Here is a 22,885-nt window from a genome sequence, read left to right as displayed (position 1 = left end):
GTTGTTGTATTGACAAGCGTATTCTCTCACCACAAAACCGCCTAAACCGGACGGTTCAGACGGTCATATGTTCAAGCTTTTATCCAAAATTAAACTATGCGTTCTTCCGCACAAATTTATGTGCGCCTCCAATCGCAACCACAAGACAAGCCATGGCTACGGGTAGCAGCGTATGCACCTCTGATGCCATACCTCCCAGCCATTCTCCTAACTTGGGGTCTTTCATCACCATCTCACCTGCTGTGAAGGCCAGGATGCCTGATCCGACGAATACAAGAATCGGAAATCGCTTCAACAAACCAACAATTAAGCCGCTCCCCCATACGACGATGGGGATACTGATTGCAATACCAATGACGATCAGAGCCAAATCTCCATCTGCCAAAGCCGCTATGGCCAAAACATTATCCAAGCTCATTACAAAATCGGCAACCAGAATGGTTTGAATGGCTTTCCAGGTCGTAGAAGCTTCTCGAATATGTACTTCATCCTCATTTTGAAGCAGCAGCTTTACTGCAATCCAGAGTAGCAACAGCCCACCTGCCGCTTGGATAAAGGGAATCCCCAGCAATAATACCGCTACAAAGGTTAACACACAACGCAGCAGCACCGCGCCAAAAGCTCCCCACCATACCGCTTTTTTGCGTTGTATTGGTGGCAGATCCTTGCTGGCAAGCGCAATAACAACCGCATTATCTCCACTTAATACCAGATTGATCATTAAAATTTCAGTTAAAAGCCATAGTGTATCCATGTCCTCATCCCCCCACATTAACTTGTATGTCGGAGTTGTCCATGCTATTCTTAATGATTGAACCGTATATAAGGAGTGACATATATCATGGAGCTATTTAGTCCCACATTCTGGCTGGCTTTGCTGAACGTTGTCTTTATTGATCTAATTCTGGCTGGGGATAATGCCATCGTCATTGGTCTCGCAGCTCGAAATTTGCACCCTTCCGTGCAGAAAAAGGCGATTCTATATGGAACTGGCGGCGCACTTTTGATTCGAATTTTAGCAACAGTTGTTGTTTTATGGTTGCTTAAAGTTCCGTGGCTCTTGCTTGTGGGAGGCATACTTCTGATCTGGATTGCCTATAAATTATTGGCGGATCAGGGAGATGAACACAATAATGTCCAGGCGGGAACTTCCTTGTGGACCGCTATTCGTACCATCGTGATCGCGGATGCAGCCATGGGATTAGATAACGTGATTGCAGTTGCTGGAGCAGCGCAGCAGCATCTCGTGCTTGTCATCCTTGGACTCCTGATTAGTGTACCTATTATCGTCTGGGGCAGTACCCTGTTTATCAAGCTAATTAATCACTTTCCTTGGATCATCTATGTCGGAGCCATTGTTCTCGGGTATACGGCTTCCAATATGATCACCGAGGAACAGCGACTCTTGCCTTACTTTACGGAACATCCGGCATTGCGCATTCTCTTCATCGTTGTGGTTATTGCAGGTGTAGTGTTTGCAGGTTATCGCAAACGCTCCAGCAGTTCCAGCCACAAGGGATCTGGCGGGGAACAGCAACGTTCCTATTCTTAGGCTAATTTAAAATAACAATTTCATCTGAATACAGCAAAGGACTGAACGATATTTCATCGGACAGTCCTTTTTTGCAGTTAACATAGCCCTTATTATGTCAGCCATGCTAATTTTTATTGAGTTTAGAACCAGTCATCCTTCATGCCATTGTCGCCTGTCGGATTCGTTACCACAGAAGTTTCACCGGCGTGCAGTGTGATCGTTTCAGTTTGTTCCACCGCCTGATCCACCCATTCTGACAGATGGCTCATTGTTGATTCTATTTTATCCACAATTCGAAGATTTGGATTGGTTGAAGGTGACTTTGGCACAAAGAGAGTACAGCAATCCTCATATGGCAAAATAGAAATGTCATACGTTCCGATCTGTTTGGACAGGGTAATGATCTCCTGTTTATCCATCATAACCAGTGGTCGCAACAGTGGCAGATCCGTCGCACGACCAATGACATTCATACTCGGAAGAGTCTGACTCGCTACTTGGCCCAAGCTATCCCCGGTGATCAGTGCTAATGCCCGCTCACGCTCGGCAAGTTTGGATGCAATTCGCAGCATTGAACGTCGCATCAGCGTAATAATCAGATTATCCTGACCCAGTTGAGTAAATGCCGTTTGAATCTCTGTAAAAGGAACCAGATGCAGCTTGATTGTTCCTGCATGATCAGCAAGGGCACGGGCCAAATCAATCACTTTCTCTTTGGCACGCTCGCTTGTGAACGGGTAACTGTAAAAATGTACACATTCCACTTCAAGTCCACGGCGCATGGAAGACCAGGCTGCCACCGGGCTGTCTATTCCACCTGATAGCAGTACCATTGCTTTGCCATTCGTGCCCAGTGGAAAGCCGCCTACTGCCGGAATGGTTTCGTTGAAAATATAGGTACCCTGATCCCGAATTTCCACTCGCAGTTCAATATCAGGTTGACGAACATCAACACTTAATTGCTGAAACTTCCGAAGAATCGGGGAACCGACCAAATGGTTCATTTCATGGGAAGAGTTCTGGAACTCCTTCCATACCCGCCTTACATTTACCTTGAATGTGGTGCCTTCTTTGAATTCGTCTTCCCTTTCGTCCATAAACGCAACTGCGGTTTTCACAATCTCATCAAGCTCAGATGGAGTAACTTTAACCGGACTAATCGACATCACACCAAATACCCGCTTCAGCACCTTAATCAGTTCAGTATGTGATTCACCGCCAAGATCCACATAGACACGGCCATATTCTTTGCGGAGGCTCGCTCCTGGATAAGGTTTAAGCAAAGCTTTCACCTGTGTAATGATCGTTTTCTCAAATCGGGCACGATTTTTCCCTTTTAACATAAACTCTCCGAAACGGAGAAGCAGCATATCATATTTCATATCCATTACATCCGCCTTTCGAGGGGCCGCAACTGCGCCACCATCTGATGTAAAGCCTGTTCAAGCAAGGCTACATCTTCTTCTGTATGTTCATCTCCAAGACTAATACGCAATCCGCCAACAGCACAAGCTGCATCTCTGCCCATCGCAAGTAGAGCCCGACTCGGTTCAGCCGAACGCGAAGAACAGGCAGATTGGGTCGATATGGTTACGCCAAGTTGCTCCAAGGTGTGCAGCGCCACTTCTGCCTTCATCCCGGGATAGGAGAAGTGCACAATATGAGGTGCACCCTCTGGGCTACTGTTCAATTTAAATTCAGGAATGGCACGTATCGTTTCCATCAATCGATCACGGAGCACCGTTGTACGCCGGGCAAAATCAACCTGATCTTCTGCTGCCATTCGCATGGCCTTTGCCATGCCTACCAGTAAGGCCACGTTTTCTGTGCCTGCTCTAAGGCCCTGCTCCTGTGATCCTCCTGACAATAGTGGCGTAAGCTCCACTCCACTTCGCACATACAGGAGACCTGCTCCCTTCGGTCCACGAATCTTGTGAGCAGACAGACTGTACAGATCTGCACCCCAATCGGCAGGGCTCGCCTCCATTTTCCCAAAACCCTGAACACCATCTACATGGAAAAGCACGCGTGGTGCTTTCTTTTTGAGCTGTTTGCCGATCTCTGCAATCGGATGGATGGCTCCTGTTTCATTATTTACATGCATCAGACTCACAAGCACCGTGTCGGGCCTGATCGCGTCTACAACCTGCTGAGCGTTCACTACTCCATCGGAATTCACAGGAACTAATGTCACATTCCATCCCCACTGCTGCAATTGCATAACACTTTCGTACACCGAGGCATGCTCGGTAGCCGTAGTGATGATATGTCTGCCTCGTGACTGATAACGTAATGCCGCACCTTTTATCGCAAGATTATTACTCTCTGTCGCACCGGAAGTAAATACAATCTCTTCTGGCTTAACGCCGATTGCCGCAGCACATCCAGATCGAGCACGACGCAGCAACTGATCGGCACGCTCTCCATATCTATGGATGGAGGACGGATTACCGAATTGTGTCTCCATAATTTCGGCCATCGTACGAATCACATCAGGATGGGGAGGTGTGGTTGCAGCATAATCAAAATATTTCAAATGAGGTTAGACCTCCCTTATCTCTTCGTTCTTGAACCTACATGGAGCATTGTAACACGATACCCATACAACACAAAAAGACCAACCGGGAACAGGCGTTTCAAGCGCTTCTGCTCCCACATTTGATCTCATCCTGCCTACCATGTGTTTTCACAACTGTCTATCTGTGAGTTTAGATCACATATTTCGACTGTGCCTTCTCCACCTTGGAGATATAATTCTGTGTTTCTGAAGGCAAACGGTTAAGTACACTCATCAGTTCGCTATCACTCGACACGCCCAGACGTGAAACACGCCCTGGCCCTGCATTATATGCAGCAAGTGCCATCTTCACTTCTCCACCGAAACGCTGGAGCTGAAGGGAAAGATACTTCGTACCCGCATCAATGTTCTGGGCAGGGTCAAATGAATTACTCACACCCAGCCCTGCAGCCGTGCCATCCATTAATTGCATAAGCCCCTTGGCACCGGCGGAGGACACCACATTTGGATTGAAATTGGACTCTGTGTCAATGACGGCCTTGATCAATGATTCAGGAACACCGTATTTGGCACTTGCCTCGGCAATCAAAGATTCATAATCCGTAGGTACAGATGCACCGGAATCCACTATTCCTGTATTGGATGAAGATAATAAAGACTCAACGATGTTATTGGAGACAGAGGACGATCCTGCCGTATTTATATCTGGATTGTACGTGCTTCCGAGTTGCAGCCACAACAGACCATCACTGGATCTTTTGGAGACCGTAGCGGTGGAATCTGTATTACTCGTCGAATTGGCACCCGTACCTAACAGCCCGTCCATCACATTGGCGAAATCCACTGTTGAACCAGCATCGGATTGTGATCCACTGGTTTGGTTATTCACATTGGACAATTGCAGTTCCAACAACTGCCGCGATCCGCTTGGATCAATCTGCATGAGTTATACCCACTCCCGTATAATTAAGCGTATTATGACCTTATTCTACATCGTTTTACAGCAAGGTTCCATTGTTTTCAAAAAAATATATGAATCTCTCCACATAACCTGCGCATATACGAAAAAAACCTTCTGTAATTCACCGCATTTGGGTGAGAACAGAAGGCTTTTGAATGAATCATTTTACACGTTAACGAGCGAATGGAATCATGAAAAAATAACTCAGCGTAGCTACAACACCCAGTCCAATGGACCAGGCTCCCGCTGTCTTACGACCATTCACATAGGCATAGTAACCCAGTACGGCTGCGGCCGGTCCAAGTACGATTGACCACATGAACAAAGACGCGATCCCGAAGGCAAGTCCCATGTAACCCGCAACCTTGCCTGTTGATTCCATGACCCGGTCTGCCTCATGCTTCTCAGGTACAGGCTCTGCCCGTTCGGTACCTCCAGTTCTTACGACAGTCGGAGGAGCGACCTCTGCCCCGTATTCTTCCCGATGTGCTTTTCTGGGATAATCGACGCGCATACGCTGTTTTTCACCGTCAACATTGATTTTAGGGCGATCCTGCAAATTAAACTTATTATCGTCATTTTTCATTGGGAAGCACCTCCGTTATGAATAGGGATGACTGCTCACTTGGGTTTGAACGTGTGACAGCATGTTGCAGAGGATGTGCGTGCATGATCATGGTGATCGGAGTCAAATGTCTCACCGGCAAATTCCTCATGCAGACGACGGGTGGCATGTTGGTCGATGTCAATCATGATGGCATCAGCGTGGCAGAAGTTGTTCTCTCCCCAAAAGTTGCAGTTGGAGACGCTGCATTTGACAATTGGTTTGTCTTGGCTCATTTTTTATCACCTCGACTACTATTGTCTCCCCGCCACAAACCTGATATTCCCCGTCAAAATGCCAGATGATGACATGATCACACCTCGTCTGATTCTCACTAAAAACACAAAAAAACCGCCACAAGGGCGGTTTCGTCCAATTTCATATTCAGGTTTAAACGTTAATTAGGCGTGATTCCGTTGATTTTGCATACGGCGCTGAGTCAGGTAATCACTTTCATAATATGCCAGATCATCGCGCAATTCTTCGTACGTTTTGGAAACCTCAAGAATGACATCCCGTACTGCACGGATTGGCTTGTCACGGAAACGAATGGCATCTTGTCCTGTGTAAGCGTATCTTCCGTCTTCGGAATAACATTCATTTTTGGGATAGAAAAAGCTGTTTACGCATTGGTGATACGTATTATAAAGAGCCTTTTCGGCAAAATCGACATCAAAGTTGGCACGACGCAGCACAACGCCAAGTTTTTCGTAAGAAACTTCAGAAAAAACGAGCAAATGACGGAGATCTGAAAGAAATCCTTTGTAGAAGGCTGTTGATTCTTCCGTCTGATTCTGATCCAGTTCAGGCAAAGCATTCTCATTCAAAAAATTTTCAATCCGATCGATAGCCGGTTTTAACTTTTCCCTAGTTGACTCACATGTTTTCTGTACATTGGCTGCTGACATAAAGGTAGCTCCCCCTTAAATAAGTCCTTACATATAGGTCGGCCAACGGTGGTTTTCCCCTGACCTTTGAATTCTCAGCTATAATCCTACCATAAAAAGATGACGAGCGGTATCCCTTAATCATGCTTTCCGCTTCTGCCGTTAAACATGCCTATTATACGCAGTCAGACTCGAACCCGCCTGCATAAAAATATCCGCTTTTTCTAACGATAGATATAACCAGTGACAACGACGAAGCACTGTTAATGATTGTTCAAAATGAACGAAGGAGGTTCCATCCACCATGTCCAGACCGAAATGGATTAACTGGGCCCTTGCAGCTGGTGCAGGAGCACTCGCTCTGACGCTCCTGCTTCCAACATCCAATCGTCCCGAACCTAAGCCAGGTGCCCTGTCTGACTCTGCTCATGAGGAGCACACGAGTAAGCATCGTCTGAAAGTGCAGGATGTCAAAGCAACCGATCTTCTGACCCGTATGGATGCCAAGCAACATCTCAGTATCATGCTGGAGAAAACCGCCACAATGAATGCTGCTCAGGTTAGCCGATATGTGAATGATCTCCAAAGTTCACATGAACATATCAGATCCATTCATCTGATGAATACCAATGGCTCATTTAACAAGCCCTTTGATCACGCCTCCACACAAGGAAGCAAGTTGGAACAACAGAAGCTTCAACATTCGCTCAACCTTGCCAAAAAAGCGGTAAACAAACGTCAAAGTTTTGAATCCTCTTCTTTTCCTTTGGGAAAAGAAAAATACTTTGTTATGGGGCAACCCTCCAAAAATGGCAAAAGAGCTGTAATTGCCTTGTTCAGTCAGAACGTATTAAATGCTGTTGAACAACATCAGCGCAAAAATCTGCGCATGATCCCTTATCCGCGTGAGGGTAAATTCAAAATTGAGTCTGTTCACCCGGATACGCTTAACGAAATCACAGTAAAAACTGGACATGATAATGCAAATGCCAGTCATTTTTATGAAAATGAAATCGTCATCCGTTTTCGCCAAGATCCCGGTGAACGGGATATGCGTATCATTAAATCCGATCTGAAAGCGCTATCTGCGCGCAAGCTGGGATACACGTATGTTTTTCGGTCAGAACACATGAGTTACAAACAATTGCATAGTTATTTCGATAGCAAATGGAATCCACTCTATATGGAGCCCCACTATATGTATTTAACCAATGATACTGTAACTGAACAAACAGATGTAACGATACCCAATGACATTTTGTTCTCCGATTATCAGTGGAACCTGCCTGCGATTGAGACAAACAGAGGTTGGAATATTACCAAGGGAAACAAAGATGTCATCGTAGCAGTAGTTGATACGGGGGTTGATATGAATCATCCTGACCTGAAGGGCAAGCTCCTTGAGGGTTATAATGTGGTCGAGCCGGGAAGCCAACCGATGGATGATGTGGGACATGGAACACACGTCGCAGGCATTATCGGCGCTATTGTCAACAATAACGAAGGCGTGGCAGGCATGAGCTGGTATAACAAGGTACTCCCGGTTAAAGTACTCGACAACTCAGGTTCTGGTACCACATATGCCGTTGCCGAAGGCATCATCTGGGCAGCCGATCATGGAGCCAAAGTTATCAACATGAGTCTGGGCAATTATGCTGATGCGCAATTTCTTCATGATGCCATTAAATACGCTTTTGACCGGGATATCGTCCTGATTGCAGCCACGGGGAACGATAATACCGAGCGTCCAGGATACCCTGCTGCTTATCCGGAAGTATTTGCCGTATCTGCTACGGACCCGGATACGAGCAAAGCTTCCTATTCTAACTACGGGGACTATGTTGATGTGATGGCTCCGGGGTCCAGTATCGCCAGTACCTATCCAAACAATCAGTATGCAGCCTTGTCTGGAACGTCCATGGCTAGCCCTCATGTAGCCGCACTTGCAGGTTTGATTCGTTCGTTGAACCCGGACTTGACCAACACGGAAGTGATGGATTTGATGCGCCAAAGTGTTATTGACCTCGGTGATCCGGGTCACGATAAGTATTTCGGCTATGGTCAAATCGATGTCTATAAGGCACTGCAAGCCGCATCAGGCAACAGCGCTCCTTTGCAGTTCTGGCCGCAACATGTCAGACAACAAATGGATAATACGATGAAAAAGTATACGCAGTAAGCGTAATGAGGATAATCTGTAAAAAATACAAAAGCAGCTGCGCCCCGGGGCGTACGCTGCTCTTTTGGTTTATATCCAATTCCCCGGGGCACCCGCTGCGATTAGCGTTTGCGAGAAGTTGTGCGGGCTTTGCTTGATTTTTTCACGGATTTTTTCTTCGGATTATGGCTGGATACATAGCAAGGGTCTTCTTCTTTGACAACAACAGGATACATGTGGTGATGAATCGGAACACAGTGATGTTTTTTGATCACTTCAATCGGGTGGATTACAGGCACGATTTGTGGGATGTAATAATCCTCAACAACCTGGATCGGGTCACAGACAATCGGGCAAAGCGGTGGACAGTAATGGTTCATTTCAAAACCAACTCCCTTTCTGGTGATACTATAACCTATTGCAACAGAGCGAAAGTGGATTGGATGTATGTCCATAGTCCGAAAAATTATATGAGCGGTAGCCTGTCCGCCACTGTCCCACCCTGCCCAGGTGTTACTCTTTCAATGACTTGGCACAGTACACGAAGTCCCTCACACAAAAGCTCAACGTTTGTTACAGTGAAGCAGATACGCAGACTTGGTGTATCCATCTCCCCTACATAACAGGCGGAACCAGGGAGGAAAGAGACCCCTGCAGCAAGTGACTGATGATGCAACTCACGCATATCCAAGTTACTCGGAAGTTGGAGCCACAGATTGAGTCCTCCCTCTGGCAAGCGCCATTGCATGCCCATAGTAGAATGCTCTTCCAGCACTTCAGATGCTGCGCACAAGCGAGAATACAATTCATCCCTCAATCGGGATACATAAGCACCGTACTGATTCTGAATGAAAGATAGCAGTGCCTTTTGTGTAAGCAGCGGACTCCCCAGATCCGCCGTAGATTTCGCGGCCACAAGCCGGGTCAATACACTTCCGTCTGCGATGGCGCAGGCTATACGGCAACCGGGAGACAACACCTTGCTGAAGCTTTTGATATATACGACATGACCTGTCCCATCCATCGATTTAATGGAAGCCGGGGGAGGGTCCCGAAAATAAAGATCTGCAAACGGATCGTCCTCCAGAATGAGGCAGTGGTAACTTTGCGCGAGATTAAGAAGTTGTGCTCGTCTTCTTGCGCTCATCGTGATACCTGTTGGATTGTGATAGGTCGGGATCGTATAGATCAGCTTGGGCGGATAGGTATCACATAATCGGGTCAACAGATCAATACGCATGCCTTCGTCATCCATCGGGACCGTAATGATCTTCGCGCCTCTACTCGTAAATACATCAATGGCTCCGGTATAGCTTGGTGCCTCCATGTATACAACATCCCCAGGTCCGACAAAAGTTCGTGCCACAAGATCGATCCCCTGCTGAGCACCACTTGTAATTAACATGCGTTCAGGTGCAGCCTGTAGTCCACGCTCGGCAAAGTGTTCGGCCAAGATCTGTCTAAGCTCCCGATCCCCCTGAAAAGATCCGTAAGCTGCCATACGCTCTGTATGATCAGAGGAGAGTCGGTAGGCGCTGTCGATAATCTCTCGTGTAGGCAACAGTTCAGGCTGAATCGCTGACATATGAAGTTCATACCGCACTTGAGGTGACGTATCAAAATGTCTCCAGAGCTGGGCTCGCGGTAAATAATCCACCAGTGCCATCTGCCAATTCCATGACGTACTGGATTCACTGTTGGCATTGTTTCGCTGCGTTCGGTCCACATCCTCCATCTGATCCACGTTCAATGTACCTCTCACATAACAACCTTTCCCCTGGGAGCAGGTGATCAATTGAATCGCTTCAAGTTCAGCATATGCTTTGGATACAGTGACCAGGCTGACACCCAAATCCGCGGTCATTTTACGAACAGAAGGAAGTCGGGTTCCGGGTTCAATGAGTCCTGATCTGATGCGATCGGCAATCGTTAGCGCAATCTGCACGTACAATTTGGTACTGCTTCCCCGCTTTAATTCAATATGCATATGTGCTCCCCCAACTGTTATGATCTTCATTTTACTGTTATAGTGTAGTCCGTCTATTATAGTTTATAATATCAGTATAACAGTGAATAACAGGAGATGAGAATAACATGAGTATCCCTTGGTCCAAAATGGCACAAAACACCCCGTCCTCTGTCGTTCGCGACATGCTCCAGGCCGCTCAGGCACCTGGAATGATCTCTCTAGCCGGTGGATTACCCGCCCAGACTTCATTCCCGCTGGAAGCCATCCGCGTTGCATATGAAAAAGTATTTATGAGCGGAGCAGCCGCTCTTCAATATGCGGAGACTGAGGGTTACCGTCCTCTTCGCGCCAAAATCGCCGAACGTCTTGAATCCAAGGGCATTCCCGCTTCACCCGATCACATGCTTCTCACTACGGGTTCACAGCAATCCATCGACTTGGTTTGCCGCATCCTTCTCGACCCGGGTGACCGCGTATTGGTTGAATCACCAACCTACCTCGCTGCTCTGCAAGTCATTCATTCCTATCAGGCTGAATCTCACGGCGTAGCCTGTGATGATCACGGCATGTTGCCTGAATCTCTGGAGGAACAGCTCCAGTTGCATCGTCCAAAACTTGTCTACATTAATCCCACGTTCTCCAATCCTACGGGAAAAGTATGGTCACGAGAAAGAAGACAGCAGGCTGTGGATCTGTGCCGCAAGTATGGTGTACTTATTCTGGAAGATGATCCCTATGGTGAAATTCGGTTCAATCCGGAGCAATTGGATGTCCCTGCTCTTGCAGAACTGGATGCAGTATCCTATGACGGCCCTTCCAACGTTATCTACACCAGTACATTCTCCAAAACGGTAGCACCTGGCCTTCGTACGGGATGGATTCTGGCCGCTCCCGATATTGTCAAAATGGCAGCACGAGCCAAACAAGGTGCCGACTTGCACTCCAGCAGCATTGACCAAAGAGCGCTTCATGCACTGCTTGAATCTTTCGATCTGGATGCGCATATCCGCCATATTTCAGAGGATTACGAACAACGCATGAAAACATTGACTACTCTTATGGCAGCCAAAGCTTGGGAAGGCATCTCGTGGAATTCACCTCAAGGTGGCATGTTCTTGTGGCTGCAATTGCCTGAAGGCATGCTTGCAAGCAATCTGTTCACTTATGGTATCCAGGAGAAAGTGTGCATTGTCCCTGGTGATTCCTTCTATGCAGGCACACCAGAGTTAAACCGCATGCGGATCAACTTTACTCATACGGACCCTGAGCTCCTTCCGGAAGCCGTGGAAAGAATGGATCGCGCCATCCAACGTTGGCATGCTTCCTTAACATCCGACAGTGTTGTTACACTGTAATGAACTGTCATAAAGGTTTGACTATTCCATTAGCGTATGAAGGTTAATAACTTGATATGAGAAACAAAAATAAGGCGGCAGGCCCGAGAATCTCGGAACTGCCGCCTTATTTTTATAGAACCTGTTATCAACAGGAGTTATGTTTTTTAGATGTTTGTGGGTCCTTCTGATCAGTCAGGCCATCGGATGATTCATACGAGTTGTCCTCGACTGATAGGTGGACTACATTGTGTTGCAATAGTGTTGTTGTTGCAGTTAGGAAAGCTTACCGTAAGCCGGGTTCTGTGCTCTTCGTGGTTCATACGGGAACTACCCTCCCACCAGAAGCGACAATCATCTATCTAGGCCATACATTGCTGCACAGCTCAAGCGACCAACCTAGACACACCTCGGGCTAAGGTTGCATCCTCCGAAGAGGCGGCTGTGTCCCATTAGGTCTTGCTCCAGATGGGGTTTACCAGGAACGAAGTCACCAGCGTTCCTCGGGGTCTCTTACACCTCGGTTCCATCCTTGCCTGTGCCGGAAAATCCGGCCATCGGCGGTCCATTTCTGTGGCACTATCCTTCAACTCGCGCTGACTGGACGTTATCCAGCATCCTGCCCTGTGGAGCCCGGACTTTCCTCTCGTGGCAACAAAGGCCACCAGCGATTGTCTGTCAAGCTTTCCGAACAACATTACATAGTATACAGGCATTTAGGTTCCCAGACAAGCTTAATATTACTGGGAGCTGCACATCAACGATCTTTTTAGATAAACTGGAATACTTCCGTATTTACCTCTGAAGCTGTAACTTGCGTATCATATCGTTTTTCTTCCAAACGGGAACGAAGCCAATCCGCTGTTTTTGGTTTCATAATCTTCTCGGAATTATGTCCCGGGTCGATGATACACATACCTGCCATTAACGCATCATGAGCCGTGTGATAATCGATATCTCCGGTCACAATAACATCCGCACCTTTGAAGCGGGCAGTGAGCGCGTAACGGCTGCCAGAGCCGCCAAGAACCGCTGCTTTTTTGATCTGCTTGTTCAGATCTCCTACTACCCGCACATGAGGCACATTGAATTGGGTCTTCACGACCTCCACTAGCTCACCTAATGTCTTAGGCTCCCTAAGGGGTCCCAAGCGTCCCAGACCGAGCGTACGGCCCTTTAAATCCATTGCATACAGGTCATAGGCAACTTCCTCATACGGATGAGCCTTAAGCATCGCCTGAACGACCTTACTTCTCAGACTTTGGGGTACGATGGTCTCAATCCGCATTTCTTCCACACGTTCCATCTGCCCTTGGGTACCGATAAACGGTTGAGTCCCTTCACCAGGTACAAACGTTCCTGTACCTTCCGTGTTAAAGCTGCACTTGTTGTATTGACCGATACTCCCCGCTCCGGCTTCCAGAATGGCCTGAAGAACCTGTTCATGATGGGTACGAGGCACAAACACAGCCAGCTTGTACAGATGATCTGTGTGTACATCTTCCAGCGATTCTTTACTCTCGATGCCAAGTGCCTCGGCCATCCAGTCATTCATCCCACCCTCGGCCACATCCAGGTTTGTATGACTGATATAGACAGCAATATCATGCTTAATCAGCTTTTCATACAATTTACCCATAGGTGTATCTGTACTCAGTGACTTAACCGGACGGAAAATGATGGCGTGATGAGCGATAATCAGGTTGGCTCCAATGCGAATCGCTTCGTCCACCACTTCATCCGTCACATCTAAAGCTACTAACACGTGACTGATTTCTTTTTGCAAACTGCCAAGTTGGAGACCAATGCGGTCATCCGGTACAGCCAGATGTTTGGGAGCGAGTTGCTCCATCAGTTGAATTACAGTTTGACCTTTGGCAAACATGCCAAAACCTCCTTCAAGTTTGCGATAAGACGCTCTACCTCAGCCGCCTTGTCCCGGGAAGAATCCTGATCGGATTTGGAGATCGAGTTAACAACCCCTTGCAGCTTGATGATCTCACTTTCCCATTTGGCAAAAAATACATCCGATGGACGATCCACCAAATAAGGTCCCATTCGTAGCAGCAAATCTTCCGTCAATTCTGCCCCGTTTTGAAGCGGACGTGCACGATACACCTCTACATTGGCAATCGGGCTTACAGATTGTGGCATCGCCGTTATAATCTCATAGATCTTGCCATCTTCTTCGAGCAACTGTTCTGCTACAACCACCCAGTGATGCTCCAGTAACCAGCGTCTGAGGATATCCTCACCCACATTTGGTTGCAAAATAAGTAACTGGACTCCTTCCAGTTTGGATATACCTCGGTCCAAAATAGAGGCAATCAAGGCACCGCCCATACCTGCAATGGTGATGACATCCACTTCACCCGCAGAGATCACATCAAGACCGTCTCCACGACGCACCGTGATTTTTTCTTTCAGGCCAGCATCGCTGACTTGTTTGCATGCAGCATCATAAGGGCCAGGATTGACTTCCCCGGCTACTGCACTTGCAGCTTTCCCACTGCGGATTGCGGCTACTGGCAGCAACGCGTGGTCTGAACCGATATCAGCCATGCGGCTGCCATCGGGAATTTGATCATGTATTCGCTGTAATCGATTCGAAAGTTTCATGGAGCACCTACACCATTCATTTAATTTATTGATTTGCATTGAACAAGGAAAAGCGATAAAATAAAATCCAATAAAACATTTCAAGGATGAATTTCCAAAACCAAGAAATCAAGACGTTTAAATTAAAAATAAAGGAGACCCCGCCGCCGCTAAAGCGTCTTGCGGAAAGTCTCCCATAGTTCGATTATTCGAGGAAATCCTTGAGTCGTTTACTACGACTCGGGTGACGCAATTTACGAAGAGCCTTGGCTTCGATCTGACGAATACGCTCACGCGTAACACCAAATACCTTGCCGACTTCCTCCAGCGTTCTCGTCCGTCCATCATCCAGACCAAAACGTAGACGAAGCACGTTCTCTTCACGTTCAGTCAGTGTATCCAATACATCTTCGAGCTGTTCTTTCAGCAACTCATACGCAGCAGCATCCGCCGGAGCAAGTGCTTCCTGATCCTCAATGAAGTCACCCAGATGGGAATCATCTTCCTCACCAATCGGTGTTTCCAGAGAAACCGGTTCCTGTGCAATCTTCGTAATTTCACGAACTTTCTCTACACTCAGATCCATCTCAGCAGCGATTTCTTCTGGTGTCGGTTCACGCCCAAGTTCCTGCAACAGCTGACGGGATACCCGGATCAGCTTATTAATCGTCTCCACCATGTGCACAGGGATACGGATTGTACGCGCCTGGTCAGCAATAGCACGAGTGATTGCTTGGCGAATCCACCATGTAGCATACGTACTGAACTTGTATCCTTTTTTGTGGTCGAACTTCTCAACCGCTTTGATCAGACCCATATTACCTTCCTGAATCAAATCAAGGAACAACATTCCACGTCCAACGTAACGCTTGGCGATACTGACAACGAGACGTAAGTTAGCTTCAGCCAGACGACGCTTTGCTTCTTCATCCCCGTTCTCAATCCGTTTAGCCAGTTGTACTTCATCATCTGCCGACAACAGTGGCACACGACCAATTTCCTTGAGGTACATACGGACAGGGTCATTGATTTTGATACCTGGCGGCAAGCTCAGATCATCATCAAAGTGGAATTCGTCCTCTCCCTCTCTGGTGTTGTTCTCGGAATCTTCACTAGGACGAAGTGTAACCTCTTCATTATTTTCATTCACTACGTCGATACCCAGATCGCTCAGTTGCTCATAGAACTCATCCATTTGCTCTGCATCCTGCTCAAAAGGAGAGAGTTTCTCTATAATTTCCTTGTAATTCAGCGAAGCTCTTTTCTTACCTGATTCAATCAATTGATCTTTAACCTGATCCAGTGTCAATTCTGTTTCTAGTTCAGTATGCTGATCATTCGCCATAATTCGACTCCCTCCTCCCTAGAAACATCTAATCATCAGACGTTCACTGTCTCTCTAGGGCAATCATTTCAATTGCAATCTGTGCCGCGCGTACAGAATCACCTGCCCGCTCTGCAGCAATCATTTCTTCTTTTTTCAAATCGTACTCTTTCTTACGCGGATGCTTCAGCACTTCCCTGATGCAATCATCGAGCATTTGAATACTCCATTCACCTGGACCATCCATCATCGAGATTGAACTGACCGTTTTTTCCAGGCGATCGTCATGCAGTGAAGACATAAAACGGCTTGTATCCGACGGTTTGCCTTGCGCATAGTAGGCATATAGATAAGCAGCAATAGCTGCATGATCCTCCAAGTTAAATGCTTCACCAAGATGTTCATTCACGTACTGGGCAGCCTCATCATCCTGCAACATCCAGGCAATCAGTTTGCGTTCGGCAGCGTGATAAGCCGGCAACAGATTAGGTGTAGGCATCTGCCTATTTTGTTGCCTACCATTATTCCACCTTTTCGGGTTATTATCCCCGTACTGGAGGTTATTTTTCATTGCCTCCCGTTCTTCATTACACTCCTGCTTCAATGTTTCGAAGGATACGTCCACTTCTGCAGCCAGTTCACGGAGATACACTTCCCTCTCTGTTGGAGAAGGTAAGGGGGCAATCAATTTTACTGCTTCTTTCGAATAGGCGATTTGTCCGCCACCCTCTAGCAGTATATGGCTTTTTTTTAAGTTTATAAGTTTAAATTTTGTAGTTGTCACGGCACCGTCCACAATCTGGTTTCGGAACCGTTCACCACCATGCTTCCGGATAAAATCATCCGGGTCAAGTCCCTCGGGAATGAGAGCCACTTTGACCTGCAATCCAGCTTCCTCAAGAATAGGGAAGTTTTTGAGTGCAGCAGCCTGTCCTGCTCTGTCGCCGTCATAACATATGATGACTTCGTCGCACATCCCTTTGAGCATCAGTGCCTGATTCTCGGTTAACGCAGTACCCATTGCCGCTACACCATTCTGGATATCCTGATCCCATGCGGAGATGACATCACCATATCCTTCAAACAAAATGGCTTGTCTTTGTTTGCGAATTGCATTTTTGGCATGATGCAGATTATAGAGAACACGGCTTTTGTTAAATAACCGGGTTTCCGGTGAATTTAGATACTTCGGTTGCCCATCTCCCAATATGCGTCCTGCAAATGCAATCGGCTTACCGCTCCTGCCATTAATCGGGAACATAATCCGGTCTCGGAATCGATCCACATATCCCTGACCTTCATTTCGCGGTGACAGAAGTCCACCCTTTTCCATCTCTTCGAGCGGATAGTTACGTTTCTCAAGAAATTGTACCAGTGTGTCCCAACGATTTGGTGCAAAACCAATCTGGAACTGGTCGATCAACTTGTCGCCAAAACCTCTTGAGCGTAAATACTCCATGGCTGACTTGCCGTGCTCTGTATTTTTCAACAAAAAATGATACAGCTTCGCGGTAAGCTCATAAGCCTCCAGCAGACGTTCAGTCTCCGGATTCACATGAGCAGATTCACGCCCTTGCCAGTCCCCCATAGAGATGTGACTTTCTTCCGCCATCGTTTTGACAGCCTCGGGAAAGGATAACCCTTCGATTTCCATCCTGAATTTGATGGCATTTCCACCCGTGCCGCAACCGTAGCAGTAGAAAATTTGTTTCTCAGGTGTAACGGTGAACGAAGGCGTCTTCTCGGAATGAAAAGGACAGAGGCCTTTCATATACTTCCCCTGTTTGGTCAGATGCACAAATCGGCTCACCGTATCGACAATATCATTCTGCTGTAACACCGATTCAATAATACTTTCGGGTATACCGCCTTGTCCGGTACTCATCTCTGGCCACCTTCATCTCTTCAACACGTAAATATAATTCGATAAACTTACACATTCTCCTGCAAATCTTTTAAAAGTTTTGTCAGTTTATGTTGAAACATTTCTCGATCCTGCTCTGTGAAAGGCTTTGGGCCTTTCCCGTAATGGCCTCTTTTTCGTGCTTTGGCCGCAGTATGACGAGAATCCAACATGAAATCAATGTCACGATCGTTGAACTCACGACCACGAAAGGACAAAACATAACAACGTTTGCCAAGCGCAAGTGCCGCAAGTCCATAGTCCTGAGTGATAACCACATCATATGGCTTAATATGATTAGCAATATACAGGTCTGCGCTCTGATCACTGCGATCCACTTGCACGGTTCGTACCCCTTCTCCTCCTTGAAGCAAATGATCAAATGAAGAGACTAACAATACGGGGATGTTGAAAAGGCGAGCGGTTTGCGCAATCTCGGTTTTGACCGGGCAAGCATCACCATCCACAACAATGTGGCGTATATTTAACTCACTCAAACCCAGACCACCCGGTTTCATAAAATAGCTGCATATTGTTATATACGACCCCGGCCAGGCAAAATCCTTCTGCCGGAACGAGGGAAATCAAAGGCTAAAATACGGAGCGGTTGTCAAAAATACAATTCACAACCCGTTCCGTATATTTATACCCTCATATATCCTTCTTTAATACTGAATTTTAGCTTTGCGCCAAGTCTGTGGAAAAGGACTCATGAAATTCGCCCAATTACCAAACCAACTTGGAAAAATCAGCAAATCCTTTCAAGTCACGATCAATAGCCGCGAGTAAGGCAAGTCGGTTCGCCCGAACAGCTTCATCTTCAGCCATAACCATGACCGAATCGAAGAATGAGGTAATACCATCCTTCCAGGCAGATGCAATAGCCAGTGCTTCAGCAGCATGATGCTGAGTCAACGCCTGACGATATTCTGCATTCGTTTTGCTCCATGCCTCATGGAGCTGACGTTCTCCATCTTCTGTGAACAGTTCTGGATGTACGGAAGCATTGGATGCTTTGGCAGCCAGATTACCCACACGGTTGAACGATTCAACCGTTGTTTTGAATGCGTCTCCTGTCATAACAGCCGCCATCAACGCTTCACCTTTTGGTACAACAGCGCTGATATCATCGAATCCGGAAGAAATTACGGCATCCACTACGTCGTAGCGGACGGTTTCGGACAACAATTTTTTCACACGAAGACCAAAGAAGTCTTGCAGATCTTTACGAACCTCTTCATCTGCACGTTTCAACAGGTTCATCTGAGCATGCACTTGAAGTGCTACTCCGAACACGTCTGACAATGTCAGCGGAAGCTTGTGATCCAGCAAAATCTGTACAATACCTGCAGCCTGACGGCGTAGTGCGTACGGATCCTGAGAACCCGTTGGAATAATGTTGATGGAGAAACAACCCACGATTGTATCCATTTTGTCCGCAGCACTCACAATGGCACCAACAAGAGAAGCAGGGGATTGATCGCCAGCGAAACGTGGCTGATAGTGTTCAAATACCGCTTTGGACACCTCTTCTTTTTCGCCAGCTTTACGAGCGTAATCCTCACCCATCACACCTTGCAGTTCCGGGAATTCTCCCACCATCAGTGTCACCAGATCGAATTTGCAGATATCTGCTGAGCGGCTAACGGATTCGGCAACATCACCGGATACTTGCAGTTTGGCAGCAATTCCATCGGCAATCTTGCGAATACGGCGCACTTTATCTCCAACCGTTCCCAATTCTTCCTGGAAGACGATACTTTCCAGCTTCGACAATGCATCCTTAATCTGTAGCTTCTGATCTTCCTCATAGAAGAACTTGGCATCAGACAGACGTGCACGCAGAACTTTTTCATTCCCTTTGGCAATAACGTCCAGTGAATCACTTCCACCGTTACGTACCGTCACGAAGAATGGCAACAATTGTCCTTCATTGTCCAATACAGGGAAATAACGCTGATGCTCACGCATGGAAGTAATCAATACTTCTTGTGGAATATTCAAGAATGAGGAGTCAAATGTCCCGAACAATACGGTAGGTGTTTCCACCAGGAACAGGACTTCCTCCAACAAGTCTTCCTTAATCGCGATATCCCATTTTTTCTCAGCAGCCAGTGCCTGAATCTGGGATACAATCATCTGTTCACGTTCCTGGATATCTGCAATGACATGTTCGGAACGCAGCACTTCCACGTATGAAGACGGATTGGAAATCACGGCCTCCTTGCCGAGGAAACGATGTCCGCGAGTTACATTACCCGACTTAACACCTGTCACTTCCAGATCGATAACCTCACTGCCGAGCATAGCTACAATCCAGCGGATTGGACGTACAAATTTGAAATCATAGGAAGCCCAACGCATGAATTTCGGGAACGTCATGGCATGTAATACTGAAAGTAATCCTTCGCCAACTACAGAAGCTGTTTCCACACCTTTGCTGCTCTTTGTTGCATAGATATATTCCACACCGTTCAGTTCCTTGAACGTGAACTGGTCGGGTTCAACACCTTGACTGCGGGCGAATCCGAGTGCAGCTTTGCTCCAATTGCCACTGTCGTCCAGGGCAATTTTGCGTGAAGGACCTTTCACTTCTTCCTCGATATCTTCCTGCTTTTCAGCCACATTGTGAATCAAAACAGCCAGACGGCGCGGTGTAGCATATGCATTCACTTCACCATAAGCAATACGGGATGCGTCAAGCCATTTCACGAGACGCTCTTGCAGCTGTGCGATTGCTGCGCGCATAAAGCGTGCAGGTACTTCTTCCAGCCCGATTTCAAACAACAAATCCTTAGACATGTTCGGCTCCCCCTTTCTTGATCAGCGGGAAGCCTAGCTTCTCACGCTCTTCCATATATGTTGCAGCGACTTGGCGAGCCAGATTACGAACACGTGTGATGTAACCCGTACGTTCCGTTACACTGATGGCTCCACGTGCATCCAACAGGTTGAACGTGTGGGAACATTTCAGCACATAGTCATATGCCGGGAATACCAGATGCTGCGCCATGGCCTTGTTTGCTTCTTCTTCATGCATGTTGAAGAGTGTAAACAGCATTTTGACATCAGATACTTCAAACGTATATTTAGAGTGTTCGAATTCTGGCTGACGGAATACATCACCATAAGTGATACCTTCCACCCATTCCAGATCAAACACATTCTCTTTATCCTGAATGTAAGAAGCCAAACGCTCCATACCGTACGTAATTTCAACAGCTACCGGATTTGTCTCGATTCCACCAACCTGTTGGAAATACGTAAATTGCGTAATTTCCATTCCGTCCAACCATACTTCCCAACCAAGACCTGCACAACCAAGGGAAGGATTCTCCCAGTTATCTTCAACAAACCGAATATCATGTTTGAGCGGATCAATGCCCAGACGCTTTAGACTTTCCAGGTAAATTTCCTGAATATTATCCGGAGAAGGCTTGATGATGACCTGGAACTGATGATGCTGGTACAGCCGGTTAGGGTTCTCACCATAACGTCCGTCCGAAGGACGACGGGAAGGCTCCACATAGGCCACTTTCCAAGGTTCGGGTCCAAGCGAACGCAAAAAGGTCATCGGGTTCATCGTACCTGCCCCTTTTTCCGTATCGTATGGCTGGACAATAATACAGTTATGCTCGGCCCAGAATTGTTGCAGCGTTAGAATCATCTGCTGAAAATTCATAATCATGCTCCTTTTCAATGGTTTGTTAGCAAGCTTAGGACGGTGAAGACAACAATAAATAGCCCCCGTCCTACGCCTGTTGTACAGACGTAGGGACGAGAGCTATTCCCGCGGTTCCACCCTACTTGGCTTAGATCAAACAAGATGATCCTGTTCGTTCCAGCCCACTTTTCCGTGTCCATTCATGCTCCCGAGTGCCGTTTCAAAAACCGATTCAGCCAGGCTCCCACCATCCCCGACTCGCTCATTCATGATTCCCAAGTGTTATACAACGACTTGTCTCCATCAATGCAATAAATCCAGTCTTTTACTTTCTCGTTCAATGCATGTCTCATAAAGAGAAATTATATTTCATAATATATAAAATCTAGTATGAAGTCAAGATATAGTTTCACTTCCACCAAAACGCCTCAAATCCCGTACTTCTCCATCTGATCGAGGAAAGAACGGGATTTAAGATTCAGACCAAGCTGATGATCCATAAAAGCACGCATCAACTTTTTGATCTCATCACGGGTAGATTCACTCACTGATATATTCCCCAAGCGTTGCAGATCCAACTGTGCGAACAAACGCAACAACTTCAGAGCCTTTGGACTAACTGACATCGCTGGAGGATCAAAATGTTTGCATGCTCGACACAAGACGCCACCAAGTCTGGGACTTATAAACAACTGCTCATCTGGTCGCTCCTGATTGCAGGAGATGCACTCATCGAACTGTGGACCATATCCGGATGCCTGTAATATTTTCATTTCGTACAGACTTGTAATAACAACCGGATCTTTCTCTTCCTTCAACGCCTGCAAACACGCCTTTAACTGTTTGAACCAAAATGTACCTGTCTCTTCATCCTGAAGCACCCGATCCAATAGTTCACACGCATAAGAGGCATAAGAGGCCTTGACCAGATCTTCACGCAATTCATGATAGGATTCAACGATTTCTCCAGCATTCAGTGTACCTAGACCCGTATTGCGAAAATAAACATATTGACCAAACGTAAACGGCTGCACCAGTGCAGCATGTCGGCTCTTGGGCTTTTTGGCACCGCGGACGAGTACCCCTACTTTCCCGCCGCTTTCGGTGCAAAGTGTAATGATTTTGTTCCCTTCGCCGTAGTCCATGCTGCGGATGACAATCCCTTCCACCCTGTATAGCATGCCTCGTCACCTAACCATTCCCGAATCAGCCAGTTATCCTTCGGCTTCTTCATCTTCAATCACTTCCCTTGCATTATCCGACTCCTGTCCTAACGAGTTACACGCCTCGGTATATAACAAATAGGACTCCACGTCCCCCGTCATCGCAAAAACCTTCCACGAAAAATCTCGCATCGGAATTTCATCCTCTCTTCGGAAATGACGTCTGCATCTACCAAATAGGATGGAGTCTTGCAAGGTAAACTATGTG

At 46.9% G+C, this 22,885-nt stretch carries 21 protein-coding genes and 1 other RNA gene; 3 read left to right on the top strand and 19 right to left on the bottom strand.

The features are described 5' to 3' along the window. Positions 1 to 94 precede the first annotated feature (94 nt). Entirely contained in the window at positions 95 to 754 is a 660-nt protein-coding gene (locus C161_RS29745; protein ID WP_036674817.1) for a TerC family protein, read from the bottom strand. 87 nt (positions 755 to 841) lie between these two features. Here C161_RS29745 and C161_RS29740 point away from each other — a divergent pair, with 87 nt between their 5' ends. Next, the gene (locus tag C161_RS29740; RefSeq protein WP_036674816.1) at positions 842 to 1,552 is read left to right on the top strand and encodes a TerC family protein; all 711 of its coding nucleotides are present in this window, start codon (positions 842 to 844) and stop codon (positions 1,550 to 1,552) included. A gap of 122 nt (positions 1,553 to 1,674) precedes the next feature. On the opposite strand, the gene thiI is transcribed toward C161_RS29740, so the two are convergent. The 6 genes from thiI to C161_RS29710 form a co-directional block, all read right to left on the bottom strand. After that, on the bottom strand, positions 1,675 to 2,916 hold the full coding sequence (gene thiI, locus C161_RS29735; RefSeq protein WP_036675022.1) for a tRNA uracil 4-sulfurtransferase ThiI: 1,242 nt from the start codon (positions 2,914 to 2,916) through the stop codon (positions 1,675 to 1,677). Positions 2,917 to 2,921: 5 nt separating this feature from the next. Beyond that, positions 2,922 to 4,070, bottom strand: coding sequence for a cysteine desulfurase family protein (locus C161_RS29730; RefSeq protein WP_036674815.1), 1,149 nt, complete (start codon positions 4,068 to 4,070; stop codon positions 2,922 to 2,924). Positions 4,071 to 4,242: 172 nt separating this feature from the next. Beyond that, positions 4,243 to 4,995, bottom strand: coding sequence for a lytic transglycosylase domain-containing protein (locus tag C161_RS29725; RefSeq protein WP_036674814.1), 753 nt, complete (start codon positions 4,993 to 4,995; stop codon positions 4,243 to 4,245). A gap of 190 nt (positions 4,996 to 5,185) precedes the next feature. Continuing rightward, the gene (locus tag C161_RS29720; RefSeq protein ID WP_036674813.1) at positions 5,186 to 5,599 is read right to left on the bottom strand and encodes a hypothetical protein; all 414 of its coding nucleotides are present in this window, start codon (positions 5,597 to 5,599) and stop codon (positions 5,186 to 5,188) included. Positions 5,600 to 5,634: 35 nt separating this feature from the next. Then, a complete protein-coding gene (locus C161_RS32230) occupies positions 5,635 to 5,853 on the bottom strand; it encodes a DUF1540 domain-containing protein (protein ID WP_074095869.1) in 219 nt (72 codons plus the stop codon). 165 nt (positions 5,854 to 6,018) lie between these two features. Then, a complete protein-coding gene (locus C161_RS29710; protein WP_017687263.1) occupies positions 6,019 to 6,525 on the bottom strand; it encodes a YpuI family protein in 507 nt (168 codons plus the stop codon). Between the two features lie 283 nt (positions 6,526 to 6,808). Between C161_RS29710 and C161_RS29705 the strand changes: the two genes are divergently transcribed. After that, positions 6,809 to 8,683 (top strand): S8 family peptidase, encoded by a 1,875-nt coding sequence (locus tag C161_RS29705; RefSeq protein ID WP_036674812.1) that lies wholly within the window; start codon positions 6,809 to 6,811, stop codon positions 8,681 to 8,683. A gap of 101 nt (positions 8,684 to 8,784) precedes the next feature. On the opposite strand, the gene C161_RS29700 is transcribed toward C161_RS29705, so the two are convergent. Together C161_RS29700 and pdxR are read right to left on the bottom strand one after the other, a co-directional pair. Next, positions 8,785 to 9,042 (bottom strand): hypothetical protein, encoded by a 258-nt coding sequence (locus tag C161_RS29700; protein ID WP_036615016.1) that lies wholly within the window; start codon positions 9,040 to 9,042, stop codon positions 8,785 to 8,787. Positions 9,043 to 9,128: 86 nt separating this feature from the next. After that, on the bottom strand, positions 9,129 to 10,649 hold the full coding sequence (gene pdxR, locus C161_RS29695) for a MocR-like pyridoxine biosynthesis transcription factor PdxR (RefSeq protein ID WP_036674811.1): 1,521 nt from the start codon (positions 10,647 to 10,649) through the stop codon (positions 9,129 to 9,131). A gap of 107 nt (positions 10,650 to 10,756) precedes the next feature. Here pdxR and C161_RS29690 point away from each other — a divergent pair, with 107 nt between their 5' ends. After that, positions 10,757 to 11,986 (top strand): aminotransferase-like domain-containing protein, encoded by a 1,230-nt coding sequence (locus C161_RS29690; protein ID WP_036615022.1) that lies wholly within the window; start codon positions 10,757 to 10,759, stop codon positions 11,984 to 11,986. A 256-nt stretch (positions 11,987 to 12,242) separates the two neighbouring features. Here the strand turns inward: C161_RS29690 and rnpB are convergent. The 10 genes from rnpB to C161_RS32225 form a co-directional block, all read right to left on the bottom strand. Further along, positions 12,243 to 12,652, bottom strand: an RNA gene (gene rnpB / locus C161_RS31835) — RNase P RNA component class A. A gap of 82 nt (positions 12,653 to 12,734) precedes the next feature. Then, positions 12,735 to 13,850, bottom strand: coding sequence for a Nif3-like dinuclear metal center hexameric protein (locus C161_RS29685; protein ID WP_036674810.1), 1,116 nt, complete (start codon positions 13,848 to 13,850; stop codon positions 12,735 to 12,737). After that, the gene (locus C161_RS29680; protein WP_036674809.1) at positions 13,826 to 14,584 is read right to left on the bottom strand and encodes a tRNA (adenine(22)-N(1))-methyltransferase; all 759 of its coding nucleotides are present in this window, start codon (positions 14,582 to 14,584) and stop codon (positions 13,826 to 13,828) included. The genes C161_RS29685 and C161_RS29680 overlap by 25 nt, the downstream gene beginning before the upstream one ends. Before the next feature lie 184 nt (positions 14,585 to 14,768). After that, positions 14,769 to 15,908: an RNA polymerase sigma factor RpoD gene (rpoD, locus tag C161_RS29675; protein WP_017687256.1), complete on the bottom strand. Its 1,140-nt coding sequence runs from the start codon at positions 15,906 to 15,908 to the stop codon at positions 14,769 to 14,771. Between the two features lie 43 nt (positions 15,909 to 15,951). Further along, entirely contained in the window at positions 15,952 to 17,772 is a 1,821-nt protein-coding gene (gene dnaG, locus C161_RS29670; RefSeq protein WP_036674808.1) for a DNA primase, read from the bottom strand. A gap of 47 nt (positions 17,773 to 17,819) precedes the next feature. Continuing rightward, positions 17,820 to 18,308: a YaiI/YqxD family protein gene (locus C161_RS29665; RefSeq protein WP_047843776.1), complete on the bottom strand. Its 489-nt coding sequence runs from the start codon at positions 18,306 to 18,308 to the stop codon at positions 17,820 to 17,822. Positions 18,309 to 18,516: 208 nt separating this feature from the next. Further along, entirely contained in the window at positions 18,517 to 20,592 is a 2,076-nt protein-coding gene (gene glyS, locus C161_RS29660; RefSeq protein ID WP_036674807.1) for a glycine--tRNA ligase subunit beta, read from the bottom strand. Beyond that, complete coding sequence (gene glyQ, locus C161_RS29655) at positions 20,585 to 21,472, bottom strand: glycine--tRNA ligase subunit alpha (protein ID WP_017687252.1); 888 nt, start codon at positions 21,470 to 21,472, stop codon at positions 20,585 to 20,587. Before glyQ ends, glyS begins: the two co-directional genes overlap by 8 nt. Positions 21,473 to 21,882: 410 nt before the next feature. After that, positions 21,883 to 22,635 carry a DNA repair protein RecO gene (gene recO / locus C161_RS29650; RefSeq protein WP_036674806.1) on the bottom strand — a complete coding sequence of 251 codons (753 nt, stop codon included), beginning with the start codon at positions 22,633 to 22,635 and terminating at the stop codon, positions 21,883 to 21,885. A gap of 33 nt (positions 22,636 to 22,668) precedes the next feature. Further along, positions 22,669 to 22,809: a YqzL family protein gene (locus C161_RS32225; RefSeq protein WP_074095877.1), complete on the bottom strand. Its 141-nt coding sequence runs from the start codon at positions 22,807 to 22,809 to the stop codon at positions 22,669 to 22,671. Between the last annotated feature and the right edge of the window lie 76 nt (positions 22,810 to 22,885).

Source organism: Paenibacillus sp. FSL R5-192 (assembly GCF_000517845.1).
Classification (GTDB): domain Bacteria; phylum Bacillota; class Bacilli; order Paenibacillales; family Paenibacillaceae; genus Paenibacillus; species Paenibacillus amylolyticus.
Note: the sequence above shows the minus strand (reverse complement) of the source record. Positions and strands in the feature narration are given on the sequence as shown.

What these genes read in the sequence shown, in the direction of transcription:
- C161_RS29745 (WP_036674817.1), bottom strand. Translation starts at nt 754, where the DNA reads ATGGATACACTATGGCTTTTAACTGAAATTTTAATGATCAATCTGGTA.
- C161_RS29740 (WP_036674816.1), top strand. Translation starts at nt 842, where the DNA reads ATGGAGCTATTTAGTCCCACATTCTGGCTGGCTTTGCTGAACGTTGTC.
- thiI (WP_036675022.1), bottom strand. Translation starts at nt 2,916, where the DNA reads ATGAAATATGATATGCTGCTTCTCCGTTTCGGAGAGTTTATGTTAAAA.
- C161_RS29725 (WP_036674814.1), bottom strand. Translation starts at nt 4,995, where the DNA reads ATGCAGATTGATCCAAGCGGATCGCGGCAGTTGTTGGAACTGCAATTG.
- C161_RS29720 (WP_036674813.1), bottom strand. Translation starts at nt 5,599, where the DNA reads ATGAAAAATGACGATAATAAGTTTAATTTGCAGGATCGCCCTAAAATC.
- C161_RS32230 (WP_074095869.1), bottom strand. Translation starts at nt 5,853, where the DNA reads ATGAGCCAAGACAAACCAATTGTCAAATGCAGCGTCTCCAACTGCAAC.
- C161_RS29710 (WP_017687263.1), bottom strand. Translation starts at nt 6,525, where the DNA reads ATGTCAGCAGCCAATGTACAGAAAACATGTGAGTCAACTAGGGAAAAG.
- C161_RS29705 (WP_036674812.1), top strand. Translation starts at nt 6,809, where the DNA reads ATGTCCAGACCGAAATGGATTAACTGGGCCCTTGCAGCTGGTGCAGGA.
- C161_RS29700 (WP_036615016.1), bottom strand. Translation starts at nt 9,042, where the DNA reads ATGAACCATTACTGTCCACCGCTTTGCCCGATTGTCTGTGACCCGATC.
- pdxR (WP_036674811.1), bottom strand. Translation starts at nt 10,649, where the DNA reads ATGCATATTGAATTAAAGCGGGGAAGCAGTACCAAATTGTACGTGCAG.
- C161_RS29690 (WP_036615022.1), top strand. Translation starts at nt 10,757, where the DNA reads ATGAGTATCCCTTGGTCCAAAATGGCACAAAACACCCCGTCCTCTGTC.
- C161_RS29685 (WP_036674810.1), bottom strand. Translation starts at nt 13,850, where the DNA reads ATGTTTGCCAAAGGTCAAACTGTAATTCAACTGATGGAGCAACTCGCT.
- C161_RS29680 (WP_036674809.1), bottom strand. Translation starts at nt 14,584, where the DNA reads ATGAAACTTTCGAATCGATTACAGCGAATACATGATCAAATTCCCGAT.
- rpoD (WP_017687256.1), bottom strand. Translation starts at nt 15,908, where the DNA reads ATGGCGAATGATCAGCATACTGAACTAGAAACAGAATTGACACTGGAT.
- dnaG (WP_036674808.1), bottom strand. Translation starts at nt 17,772, where the DNA reads ATGAGTACCGGACAAGGCGGTATACCCGAAAGTATTATTGAATCGGTG.
- C161_RS29665 (WP_047843776.1), bottom strand. Translation starts at nt 18,308, where the DNA reads ATGAAACCGGGTGGTCTGGGTTTGAGTGAGTTAAATATACGCCACATT.
- glyS (WP_036674807.1), bottom strand. Translation starts at nt 20,592, where the DNA reads ATGTCTAAGGATTTGTTGTTTGAAATCGGGCTGGAAGAAGTACCTGCA.
- glyQ (WP_017687252.1), bottom strand. Translation starts at nt 21,472, where the DNA reads ATGAATTTTCAGCAGATGATTCTAACGCTGCAACAATTCTGGGCCGAG.
- recO (WP_036674806.1), bottom strand. Translation starts at nt 22,635, where the DNA reads ATGCTATACAGGGTGGAAGGGATTGTCATCCGCAGCATGGACTACGGC.
- C161_RS32225 (WP_074095877.1), bottom strand. Translation starts at nt 22,809, where the DNA reads ATGCGAGATTTTTCGTGGAAGGTTTTTGCGATGACGGGGGACGTGGAG.